General features: G+C 62.5%; 9 protein-coding genes and 2 pseudogenes. 6 read left to right on the top strand and 5 right to left on the bottom strand.

Annotated elements, in window-relative coordinates; translation table 11 throughout:
• Positions 1-108: 108 nt before the first annotated feature.
• Positions 109-2,106 (bottom strand): transketolase, encoded by a 1,998-nt coding sequence (tkt, locus tag M1B34_RS26015; RefSeq protein WP_268266628.1) that lies wholly within the window; start codon positions 2,104-2,106, stop codon positions 109-111.
• Between the two features lie 260 nt (positions 2,107-2,366).
• Between tkt and M1B34_RS26010 the strand changes: the two genes are divergently transcribed.
• The 4 genes and pseudogenes from M1B34_RS26010 (at position 2,367) to M1B34_RS25995 (ending at position 6,977) form a co-directional block, all read left to right on the top strand.
• The gene (locus M1B34_RS26010) at positions 2,367-3,362 is read left to right on the top strand and encodes an ArsR/SmtB family transcription factor (RefSeq protein ID WP_123327581.1); all 996 of its coding nucleotides are present in this window, start codon (positions 2,367-2,369) and stop codon (positions 3,360-3,362) included.
• A gap of 18 nt (positions 3,363-3,380) precedes the next feature.
• Positions 3,381-4,571: a methionine adenosyltransferase gene (metK, locus tag M1B34_RS26005; protein WP_123327582.1), complete on the top strand. Its 1,191-nt coding sequence runs from the start codon at positions 3,381-3,383 to the stop codon at positions 4,569-4,571.
• Positions 4,572-4,797: 226 nt separating this feature from the next.
• Positions 4,798-6,482 (top strand): annotated as a pseudogene (ligB, locus tag M1B34_RS26000) (NAD-dependent DNA ligase LigB).
• Between the two features lie 99 nt (positions 6,483-6,581).
• Positions 6,582-6,977, top strand: coding sequence for a DUF1090 domain-containing protein (locus tag M1B34_RS25995; protein WP_123327584.1), 396 nt, complete (start codon positions 6,582-6,584; stop codon positions 6,975-6,977).
• A gap of 66 nt (positions 6,978-7,043) precedes the next feature.
• On the opposite strand, the gene M1B34_RS25990 is transcribed toward M1B34_RS25995, so the two are convergent.
• On the bottom strand, positions 7,044-7,493 hold the full coding sequence (locus tag M1B34_RS25990; RefSeq protein WP_123327585.1) for a c-type cytochrome: 450 nt from the start codon (positions 7,491-7,493) through the stop codon (positions 7,044-7,046).
• Positions 7,494-7,621: 128 nt separating this feature from the next.
• Here M1B34_RS25990 and mltA point away from each other — a divergent pair, with 128 nt between their 5' ends.
• The gene (gene mltA / locus M1B34_RS25985; RefSeq protein ID WP_123327586.1) at positions 7,622-8,812 is read left to right on the top strand and encodes a murein transglycosylase A; all 1,191 of its coding nucleotides are present in this window, start codon (positions 7,622-7,624) and stop codon (positions 8,810-8,812) included.
• 79 nt (positions 8,813-8,891) lie between these two features.
• On the opposite strand, the gene M1B34_RS25980 is transcribed toward mltA, so the two are convergent.
• Together M1B34_RS25980 and M1B34_RS25975 are read right to left on the bottom strand one after the other, a co-directional pair.
• On the bottom strand, positions 8,892-9,278 hold the full coding sequence (locus M1B34_RS25980; RefSeq protein WP_123327587.1) for an MAPEG family protein: 387 nt from the start codon (positions 9,276-9,278) through the stop codon (positions 8,892-8,894).
• Positions 9,279-9,313: 35 nt separating this feature from the next.
• The gene (locus M1B34_RS25975; protein WP_123327588.1) at positions 9,314-10,147 is read right to left on the bottom strand and encodes an EamA family transporter; all 834 of its coding nucleotides are present in this window, start codon (positions 10,145-10,147) and stop codon (positions 9,314-9,316) included.
• A gap of 175 nt (positions 10,148-10,322) precedes the next feature.
• Here M1B34_RS25975 and M1B34_RS25970 point away from each other — a divergent pair, with 175 nt between their 5' ends.
• A complete protein-coding gene (locus tag M1B34_RS25970; RefSeq protein WP_123327589.1) occupies positions 10,323-11,588 on the top strand; it encodes a cation:proton antiporter in 1,266 nt (421 codons plus the stop codon).
• 64 nt (positions 11,589-11,652) lie between these two features.
• Here the strand turns inward: M1B34_RS25970 and M1B34_RS25965 are convergent.
• Positions 11,653-11,735 (bottom strand): annotated as a pseudogene (locus M1B34_RS25965) (hypothetical protein); the annotation flags it as partial.

Here is an 11,735-nt window from a genome sequence, read left to right as displayed (position 1 = left end):
TTGTAGAAGCTGGCTTGCCAGCGATCAGCGGTGCGTCAGGCGTACCGCGAATCGCTGGCAAGCCAGCTCCTACAGGGGATCGCGGTGTTGTTGGCCACCGCGTGCTTTTTAGTCTTCCAGCAGCTCTTCGGCCTGACCCAGGATGTTGTCCAGGGTGAAACCGAACTCTTCGAACAACGCCGGCGCCGGGGCCGACTCACCGTAGGTGGTCATGCCAATCACGCGGCCTTCCAGGCCCACGTATTTGTACCAGTAGTCGGCATGAGCGGCTTCGATGGCGATACGGGCGCTGACCTGCAACGGCAGGACCGATTGCTTGTAGCCGGCGTCCTGAGCGTCGAACACGCTGGTGCACGGCATGGAAACCACGCGCACCTTGCGGCCTTGCTCGGTCAGCTTGTCGAAGGCTTGCACCGCCAGGCCCACTTCCGAACCGGTGGCAATCAGGATCAGCTCAGGCTCGCCTGCGCAGTCCTTGAGCACGTAACCACCACGGCTGATGTCGGCGATTTGCCCGGCATCACGGGTTTGGTGCTGCAGGTTCTGACGGGAGAAGATCAGCGCCGATGGGCCGTCCTTGCGTTCCAGGGCGTATTTCCAGCTCACGGCCGACTCAACGGCATCGGCTGGGCGCCAGGTGTCGAGGTTCGGGGTGCAGCGCAGGCTGGCGATCTGCTCGATCGGCTGGTGAGTCGGGCCGTCTTCGCCCAGGCCGATGGAGTCGTGGGTGTAGACGTGGATCACCCGTTGCTTCATCAGGGCCGACATGCGCACCGCATTGCGGGCGTATTCCATGAACATCAGGAAGGTCGCGCCGTAAGGTACCAGGCCACCGTGCAGGGCCACGCCGTTCATGATGGCGGTCATGCCGAACTCGCGCACGCCGTAGTACATGTAGTTGCCGCTGGCGTCTTCAGCGCTGACGCCCTTGCAACCTTTCCACAGGGTCAGGTTGGAACCGGCCAGGTCAGCCGAACCGCCGAGGAACTCAGGCAGCAATGGACCGAAGGCGTTCAGGGTGTTCTGGCTGGCTTTACGGCTGGCGATGGTTTCGCCCTTGGCCGCGACTTCAGCGATGTAGGCGTTGGCCTTTTCGGCGAAGTCCGCTGGCAGATCACCGCTCAGGCGACGTACCAGTTCGTTGGCTTCGCTTGGGAAGGCTGCGGAATAGACCGCAAAACGCTGGTCCCATTCGGCTTCTGCGGCGCGACCGGCTTCCTTGGCGTCCCACTCGGCATAAATGTCGGCCGGGATTTCAAAAGGACCGTGCTCCCACTTCAGCGCAGCGCGGGTCAGGGCGATTTCCTCGGCACCCAGTGGCGCGCCGTGGCAGTCTTCCTTGCCTTGCTTGTTCGGCGAACCGAAGCCGATGGTGGTCTTGCAGCAGATCAGGGTCGGCAGCGGGCTTTTGCGCGCGGTGTCGATCGCGGTCTTGATCTCTTCCGGGTCGTGACCGTCGACGTTGCGGATCACTTGCCAGTTGTAGGCTTCGAAACGCTTCGGCGTGTCATCGGTGAACCAGCCTTCGACTTCGCCGTCGATGGAAATGCCGTTGTCATCGTAGAACGCGATCAGTTTGCCCAGGCCCAAAGTGCCGGCCAGGGACGCCACTTCGTGGGAAATGCCTTCCATCATGCAGCCATCACCCAGGAACACGTAGGTGTGGTGGTCGACGATGTCGTGGCCAGGGCGGTTGAACTGGGCCGCCAGGACTTTTTCCGCCAGGGCGAAGCCCACGGCATTCGCCAGGCCCTGACCCAGTGGGCCAGTGGTGGTTTCAACACCTGGGGTGTAGCCGAACTCCGGGTGGCCCGGGGTGCGGCTGTGCAGTTGGCGGAAGCTTTTCAGGTCATCGATCGACAGGTCATAGCCGGTCAGGTGCAGCAACGAGTAAATCAACATCGAGCCGTGACCGTTGGACAGCACGAAGCGGTCACGGTCGGCGAAGGATGGATTGGTCGGGTTGTGCTTCAGGTAGTCACGCCAAAGTACTTCGGCGATATCCGCCATACCCATAGGGGCACCGGGATGGCCGCTGTTGGCTTTTTGCACGGCATCCATGCTGAGGGCACGAATGGCGTTGGCACGCTCACGACGGCTGGGCATCGCTGATCTCCTGGGGGATTGAATAAAACGAAACGGAAAAAAGGCGTGCATTTTCCCTCAGCGATAGGCCGGGGGCAATGACAGATAGTCACTCAGACGTGTTTTTCCTATGGATAAGGGGGCAATCGCCTGGTGAAACCTTTCCGCGGTTCGTCTGTTAGAGACCAGGTCCCTGGGCAAGTGCCATTTATCTCCCAATATCAAAACTTTTTGATATTGGTCTTGCGGGGTTTTGGACGCGTCACTAGACTGCTGCCCCTATGAACCTGAGCCTGCCGTCCATCGGCCACGACGACTGCGACGAACTGGCGACCTTGTGCAAGGCCGGCGGCGACCCGTTGCGACTCAATGTGCTGCGGGCGCTGACCAATGATTCGTTCGGCGTACTGGAACTGGCGCAGATTTTTGCCATTGGCCAGTCGGGCATGAGTCATCACCTCAAGGTCCTGGCCCAGGCCGGCCTGGTGGCGACCCGCCGGGAAGGCAACGCGATCTTTTACCGCCGCGCCCTGCCCCACACCGAGCACTTGGGTGGCCGCCTGCATGCGGCGCTGCTCGAAGAGGTCGATCAGTTGGCCTTGCCCAGTGACGTACAGGGGCGTATCGGCTTGGTGCACCGGCAACGGGCCGCAGCCAGCCAGGACTTTTTTTCACGGGTGGCGGAGAAATTTCGTGCCCAGCAGGACCTGATCGCAGGACTGCCCCAGTACCGCGACAGTGTGCTCGCGCTGCTGGATAAGCTGAGTTTCAGTGACGAGGCCACGGCCATTGAAGTCGGCCCCGGCGATGGTGCCTTCCTGCCGGACCTGGCCCGCCGCTTCAGCCAGGTCACGGCGCTGGACAACAGCCCGGCGATGCTGGAGCTGGCCAGTCAGTTGTGCGAGCGCGAGGCGCTGACTAATGTCCGCCTGCAACTGGCCGATGCATTGAACGGCACGCCACACCGGGCCGACTGCGTGGTACTGAATATGGTCCTGCACCATTTCGCTGCACCCGCCGACGCCCTCAGGCACATGGCAGATTTGCTGCAACCAGGCGGAAGCCTGTTAGTGACAGACCTGTGCAGCCATAACCAGAGCTGGGCCAAAGAGGCCTGTGGTGATCTCTGGCTGGGGTTTGAACAGGATGATTTGGCCCGCTGGGCCGCCGCTGCGGGACTGACTCCCGGGGAAAGCCTCTATGTGGGCTTACGTAATGGTTTCCAGATCCAGGTCCGCCACTTTCAGCGACCGACTGGCGACACTCACCATCGGTAAATTTAGGAAACCGTCGAGATGAGCGAATACTCCCTTTTCACCTCCGAGTCCGTGTCTGAAGGGCATCCGGACAAAATCGCTGACCAGATTTCTGATGCCGTGCTGGACGCCATCATTGCCCAGGACAAACACGCTCGCGTAGCGGTTGAAACCCTGGTCAAGACCGGCGTTGCCATCGTTGCCGGCGAAGTCACCACCAGCGCCTGGGTCGACCTGGAACAGATCGTTCGCGACGTGATCTGCGACATCGGCTACACCAGCTCCGACGTCGGCTTCGACGGCGCGACCTGCGGCGTGATGAACATCATTGGCAAGCAGTCCCCTGACATCAACCAGGGTGTCGACCGTGCCAAACCTGAAGATCAGGGCGCCGGCGACCAGGGCCTGATGTTCGGCTACGCCAGCAACGAAACCGCAGAACTGATGCCAGCACCGATCGCGTTCTCGCACCAACTGGTGCATCGCCAGGCCGAAGCCCGCAAATCGGGCCTGCTGCCTTGGCTGCGTCCGGACGCCAAATCCCAGGTCACCTGCCGCTATGAAAACGGCATCGTGGTCGGCATCGACGCGGTGGTGCTGTCGACCCAGCACAACCCGGAAGTGTCCTACAACGACCTGCGCGAAGGCGTGATGGAGCTGATCGTCAAGCACGTGCTGCCGGCTGAACTGCTGCACAAAGACACCCAGTTCCACATCAACCCGACCGGCCAGTTCATCATCGGCGGCCCAGTGGGCGACTGCGGCCTGACCGGCCGCAAGATCATCGTCGACAGCTACGGCGGCATGGCCCGTCACGGCGGTGGCGCGTTCTCCGGCAAGGATCCATCCAAGGTCGACCGTTCCGCCGCCTACGCCGGTCGTTACGTGGCCAAGAACATTGTTGCCGCCGGCCTGGCCGAGCGTTGCGAGATCCAGGTGTCCTACGCCATCGGCGTGGCCCAGCCTACATCGATCTCCCTGAACACCTTCGGCACCGGCAAAATCAGCGACGACAAGATCGTCAAGCTGGTTCGCGAGCACTTCGACCTGCGCCCTTACGCAATCACCACCATGCTCGACCTGCTGCACCCGATGTATCAGGAAACCGCCGCCTACGGTCACTTCGGCCGCGCGCCACAAACCAAGACTGTGGGTGACGACACCTTCACCACCTTCACTTGGGAAAAAACCGATCGCGCCGACGCCCTGCGCGCCGCTGCCGGTTTCTAAGCAACACCCGGCAACACCCAAAGCCCCGCCCGGCTGGTCCGGCGGGGCTTTTTTGTGGCCGAAGGTTTCACTCTCCAGCCCCCTGCACCCCGAATCCACGCCCCGACGCCAACACAGAAGGGGCCGCGACCAGCCCGGGCAACACCCTGCAAACAAGCGACGGCCTCCACGCCCGGTCCCCTGCCTACCCTTTAAAGCATGACCCACCCGAGCAAGGACGCTCCCCATGCTGCCAAGAATCCCAGCCTTTGTGCTCCTGACCCTGAGCCTTATCTGCCTATCCGCCCAGGCACATTGCCCGGTCGGGTCCGCCACCCAGGCCGTTGATGAAATCCCGCCCCTGCAACAACAACTTGAGCACTGGGACGACAGCTACCATCGCCTGGGCCGCTCGGACGTCGCCGATGAACTCTACGACCAGGCACGCGCACGGCTGGCGGCGTTGCGCGCCTGCGCTGCCCAGTCACCGACACCAGAGGACCAGCCACTGCGCAGCGCTGCCGGCAGCATCGCTCACCCGATCGCCCACACCGGAGTGGAAAAACTCCACGACGCCCACACCGTGCAACGCTGGCTGAGCAGCCGCCAGGAGGTCTGGGCACAACCGAAGATCGACGGCGTCGCGGTGACCCTGGTCTATCGCCAAGGCGCTTTCACCAAGCACTGAGCCGTGGCGACGGCCTGCACGGCCATGACTGGACCGCCGCGGCCCGACACATCGACGCCATCCCCAAACAACTGCCACAACCCGTCGACCTGCTGCTCCAGGGCGAGTTGTATTGGCGCTTGCAGGATCACGTCCAGGCCAAGGCCGGCAGCCTGAATGCCCGCAGCCAGGTGGCCGGACTGATGGCGCGCAAGCACCTGCCGGCCGCGGACGCCGCGCGGATTGGTCTGTTTGTCTGGGACTGGCCTCAGGGCCCGAACACACTGCCCGAACGCCTGGCCGGGCTACAGGCCCTGGGGTTTGCCGAAGGCCGCGACTACAGTCGGCCAGTCGCCCGCTTCGCCGATGCCCAGCACTGGCGCGACCATTGGTATCGCTCGCCCCTGCCCTTCGCCACCGACGGCATCATCCTGCGCCAGAGTCGGCGCCCGGAAGCCCAACACTGGCAAGCCAAGGCGCCGCACTGGATCGTTGCCTGGAAATACCCCTTCACCCAGGCCCTGGCCCATGTGCGCGACGTGCACTTCAAGATTGGGCGCACCGGGCGCATCACCCCCATGCTGGAACTGGAACCGGTCACCCTCGATGATCGCCAAGTGCGCCGGGTCAGCCTCGGTTCGCTGAAGCGCTGGCAGGCGCTGGATATCCGCCCCGGCGACCAGGTTGCAATCAGCCTGGCCGGCCTGACCATTCCGCGCCTGGAACGCCTGGTGCTCAAGGCCCAGGTTAGACCGCCCGTCAACGCCCCCGACCCCGCGGCGTTTCATCTATTGAGTTGCTGGGAGCCTGTGCCCGGTTGCCAAAGCCAATTTCTCGCTCGACTGACCTGGCTCAGTGGCCCCAAGGCCCTGAACATGCCCAATATCAATCGCCAGACCTGGCAGACCCTGGTTGAAACAGGACGAATCAAAGGCTTGCTCGATTGGCTGACCCTTGAAGCCACGGAGCTTGCTAACATTGCCGGCTTCGGTGAACGCAGCCGTGCGCGCCTGCTCAACAGCCTGCACAACGCCAGACGGCAACCGTTCGAACGCTGGTTACAGGCCCTCGGCCTGCCGCCTAGCGGCAACGCCAATCTGGCGGGCCCCTGGCAGAGGCTGGCGAGCAGAAACACCGAACAGTGGCAAGCCGAAGCCGGGATCGGCCACGGACGAGCCGCCCAATTGAGTGCTTTTTTTCGTGACCCGCAGGTGCTGGCCTTGAGTGCAGAATTACGTGCCGCCGGCATCGACGGTTTTGAGTGATCTTTCTATCTACGCTGTGTTGAACCACAGGCGGCGAATCGGTTCAAAAAGCCCATTCGCAGGCACAGCTGACAGCGACCTTTTTCCTTCGGAGCCTTTATGAAACGTCTTGCACCGCTCGCTCTTCTCAGCCTTTTCAGCCTGATGGCCGCCCCCTTGATGGCCGCCGAGGAAGCTCCCGGGCTGACCGGCTGCGCCGCCAAGCGCCAGGCCATCAGCACCCAGATCGAACAGGCCAAGGCCCATGGCAACAGCGAACAACAGGCGGGCCTGGAAAAAGCCCTGAGCGAAGTCACCAGCCATTGCACCGACGCTTCGCTGAAAAAAGAGCGGGAGAACAAGGTGCTCGACGCCAAGCACGAGGTCAGCCGGCGTCAGGCCGATCTGGAAAAGGCCATGAAAAAAGGCGATTCCGAGAAGATCAACAAGCGCAAGGACAAGCTCGCCGAGTCACGCAAGGAGCTGCAGCAAGCGTTGGACGAGCTGGACAAGTAAACCCTTGGCAATGGAGCCCTGTCGATGGCCGTGCACCGGCCAGGGATGGGCTCCACAGACAGTGAATCAGTGGTCGCGAAACTCTTTATGGCAGGCACTGCACGCGTCTTCGACCTTCTGCACCGAAGGCCCCAGGTCAGCGGCCTTCAGGGGCTGTACTCGGCTGGCGACAACCAGCGCGCCGGTGGCGGCCTCAAGGTTGCGGGCCAATTCCTGGAAACGCGCCTGCTTGCGCCAGACATCGTCCGTGGCACTGGTGTGATCTTCTTCCTTGACCTCGGGAAAATGCTTCCAGGGCTCATGGGACAAGCTGTCGAGCTTGACCGCACCCTCGGCGAAACGAGGGCCATCGAAGGCGATACGCCCCCGCAACATGCCGCCCAGGTCTTCACCGGTCTTGAGCATTTGTTTGAAGATCGCCTTGCGTTGCCCCAGGGGCGAGTTCGGGTCCACGCCGCCACAAGCGGTCAGCGTCAGGCAGGCCAGCAATACCACAGCACATCGTTTAAAAGTCATGGCGGCTTCAGGTCACGGAAAACGGCGGCCAGTATCCCCGCCTACCCGGCAAAGACCAATAGCCCTATCAATAATATGGGTAGTCTGCGCGTGCCAAGCACCCGGGCCACCTCCAAAGGAACAACTCGATGCACCTGAGTTTCATGAGCTGGCGCCGCCTCGGCTGGACTTTGCCCTTCGTCGCCCTGCTGGCCGGCTGCAATGGCGGGGACAACAGCAAACCCCAGCCAACACCCGAACCGCCCAAGCCCCACGCCATTGCCACTTACACCAGCGCGTCCTGGGACAGCCTGCCCAGCGTTGCCGACAATGACCTGCTGGCGGGTTTCGGTTCCTGGCGCAGCGCCTGCACTCGGCTGAAAGCCGACCCGATCTGGGGCGCCACCTGCGCCGCGGCGGCCAACGTGCCGCAAACTGCGGACGCGGTGCGCGGGTTCCTGAAGGATCAGTTGCAGGTCTATGGCCTGCGCTCGGCCGACGGCAACAGCAACGGCTTGATCACCGGCTACTACGAGCCGGTCTACCCGGGCAGCCTGAAACAGACCAAGGTGGCCAATGTGCCGGTCTATGGCGTGCCGGAGGACATGATCATCGTCGCCCTCGACAGCCTCTATCCGGAGCTCAAGGGCAAGCGCCTGCGCGGGCGCCTGGAAGGCCGCGTGCTGAAACCCTATGACGACGCCGCAACCATCGAGAACAACGGGGTCAAGGCCCCGGTCATTGCCTGGCTGACCGACCCCATGGACCTGCAATTCCTGCAGATCCAGGGCTCGGGGCGGATCCAACTGGCCGACGGCCGACAACTGCGCATTGGCTATGCCGACCAGAACGGCCATCCGTACCGGCCCATCGGCCGCTGGCTGGTGGAGCAGGGAGAGCTGACCAAGGAAGAAGTGACCATGGGCACCATCGCTGCCTGGGCCAAGGCCCATCCGGAGCGGATTCCCGAACTGCTGGGCAGCAACCCGAGCTACGTCTTTTTCAACCGCAACCCCGACAGCAACGAAGGCCCTCGCGGCTCGCTCAATGTACCGCTGACCGCTGGTTACAGCGCAGCGGTGGATCGCAAGGTCATCCCCCTGGGCAGCCTGCTGTGGCTGTCCACTACCCGGCCCGACGGCAGCAGCCTGGTACGTCCGGTTGCCGCCCAGGACACCGGCGGCGCGATCACCGGCGAGGTGCGGGCAGACCTGTTCTGGGGCACCGGCGACGCTGCCGGGCAGTTGGCCGGTGACATGAAGCAGCAAGGCCAGATCTGGATGCTCTGGCCCAAGGGTGCCGCGCTGCCCAAGGTTCCGGAAGTCACCGATAAACCCTGACCCCGCAGGAGCCGGCTCGCCGGCGATAGCGCTCGCAAGACCGCCTTCGCTTGGAAGCCGGCCCTAACCAGGGCAGGCGTCAAATCGAGACGAAAAAGAAGCTGGCAATCAGTGCCATACCGACCGCCCACACCAACGAGCGCAGGATCGCCCAGTCCGCCAGGTAGCAAATGATGTAAAGCAGGCGACTGGTGATAAACAGCACCGCCAGGACGTTGATGGTCACCAATTCGGCGTTGCCTGCCACATGGGCAATGAGCACCGCTGCGGCAAACGCCGGGGTCACTTCAAAACTGTTGAGCTGAGCCGAATGGGCGCGCTTGGCAAAACCATCCAGGGTTTCCAGAAAAGCCCGCGGGTCATGGTTCTGCCGCGCTCCGAACTTGCCACCGCTGAACTTGGCCACACCGGTGCACAGGTACGGCAGGAAGATGGCGATCAATACACACCAGAAGGCGACGGTCATAACGGAATCCTTTTTAGAGTTGTGTGTGGGGCCGATCAGAATTTCATCACCAGTATGCCGATCAGCACCAGCCCACAGGCTAAGAGCCGCGGGCGGCCGAAAGGTTCTTTCAGGTAACGCATGCCAAACAACACCACCAGGATCACGCTGATTTCCCGCAGCGCCGCCACTTCGGCAATCGATCCCAGTTGCATGGCCCAAAGCACCAAAGCGTAGCTGAACAACACGCAACATCCGACACTCAATCCCAGGCGCCACTGCTCACGCCAGAACAACGCAAACGCCGGGCGCTTGCACACCAGGGCCAGCAAGGGAAAGGGCCAGGCACTGAGCAACGTGACCCAGGCCAGGTAATGCAAAGGGTGCGGCCAACGCCGCAGGGCCTGGCCATCGATAAAGGTGTAGCTGCCGATGCACAGGCCGATCAGCGCCACCACCGGCAGCATCGACCAGGGCAACCGGGCACCACCGCCGCCCTGCCACAACAGGCACAGCATGCCGAAGGGGATCAACAGAATGCCGATCACTTGCTGCGTACTCAGCACTTCGCCGGCAAAGATCAGGGTCAGCGCCAGCACCACCAAGGGCGACAAACCGCGCATCAGCGGATAGACCAACCCCAGGTCACCCACCCGGTACGCCTGGATCAACAAATAGCGATAGAGCAACTCAAATGCCGCCGAGGCCAGGATCCACGGCCAGATCTGCGCTGGAGGCCAATCGACGAAACCCATCAGCGGCACTACCAGCAACAGGGCCACCGCGTCCATGCAGGCCACCACCAACAGCCGCTGCCCACTGAACTTGATCAGGGTGTTCCACGCCGCATGCAACAACGCAGCCATCAATACCAGAACGGTTGCCAGCACTCCGTGCTCCTTATTGCAGTGACGATGTTCGATTCGGAATAGGTCAGCCGCTACTTAATACTGATAACGACTCTGCCGCCAGGCGCATGCCGATCATCTCAAACTTGAAACTTGGCGCCTGAAGCCTGAGGCTTGTCGCTGTTTTTTCCGCTGCTGTATATCCAAAGGACTTCGGATGCTTGAACTTGTTGCTGCTTTTATCTGCCTGACCACACTGCTCACCTATGTGAACTTCCGTTTTATCGGCCTGCCACCCACCATCGGTGTGATGGTCACCGCCCTGCTGTTCTCCCTTCTGCTGCAAGGCCTGAGCTTTATCGGCTACCCCGGCCTTGAAGAACACGTGCAACAACTGATCGGCCAGATCGACTTCGGCGACTTGCTGATGAACTGGATGCTGTCGTTCCTGCTGTTTGCCGGCGCGCTGCACGTCAACCTCGCCGACCTGCGCAGTTACCGCTGGCCCATCGGCCTGTTGGCCACAGTGGGCGTACTGATCGCCACCTTTGTCATCGGCAGCCTGGCCTACTGGATTTTCGGCCTCTTCGGCTGGCAGGTGAGTTTCCTCTATTGCCTGCTGTTCGGCGCGCTGATCTCCCCCACCGACCCGATCGCCGTGCTCGGTGTGCTACGGACCGCCAACGCCTCCAAGCCACTGAAAACCACCATCGTCGGCGAGTCGCTGTTCAACGATGGCACCGCGGTGGTGGTGTTCACCGTGCTGCTGGGTATCGCCCAACTGGGTGAGACGCCGACCCTCGGCGCCACCGCCATGCTGTTCGTTCACGAAGCCGTGGGCGGCGTGGCCTTTGGCGGGCTGATAGGCTACCTGGTGTACCTGATGATCAAGAGCATCGAGCAGCACCAGATCGAGGTGATGCTGACCCTGGCCTTGGTGATCGGCGGCTCGGCAATGGCCTCCGAACTGCACGTTTCGGCGCCGATTGCGATGGTGGTGGCGGGTCTGATCATCGGTAACCTGGGTCGCAACCTGGCGATGAACGACATGACCCGGCGCTACCTGGACGGTTTCTGGGAACTGCTGGACGACATGCTCAACGCCCTGCTCTTCGCCCTGATCGGCATGGAACTGTTGCTGCTGCCGTTCAACTGGCTGCACTTGCTGGCCGCCAGCCTGCTGGCAGTCGCCATCGTGCTCTCGCGCCTGCTCACGGTGGCCCCGGCCATCCTGTTGCTGCGCCGCTGGCGCACGGTGCCCCGCGGCACCATCCGGGTGCTGACCTGGGGTGGTCTGCGCGGCGGCGTGTCGGTGGCCCTGGCCCTGGCGTTGCCGCTGGGCCCGGAACGCGACCTGGTGCTGAGCATCACCTACATCGTGGTGCTGTCGTCGATCCTCTTGCAGGGATTGAGCATCGGCCGACTGGTGCGCCACGTGACTCACGACGCACCGGTAGAAGCTGCCAAGGCCGACGCCCACTGATCATTTTTTGATCTGCCGCGATCGGAGCCGGCTCCCGATCCGCCGCCTTGTTGGGCTGGCCACTTTCACTGCGCACCTGGGCATGGCTGATCAAGGCAAAGATGCAACTGCCGCCGATGATGTTGCCCGCCAGGGTCGGACCGGCAA

The organism is Pseudomonas morbosilactucae, from assembly GCF_023241715.1.
Classification (GTDB): Bacteria; Pseudomonadota; Gammaproteobacteria; order Pseudomonadales; family Pseudomonadaceae; genus Aquipseudomonas; species Aquipseudomonas morbosilactucae.
Note: the sequence above shows the minus strand (reverse complement) of the source record. Positions and strands in the feature narration are given on the sequence as shown.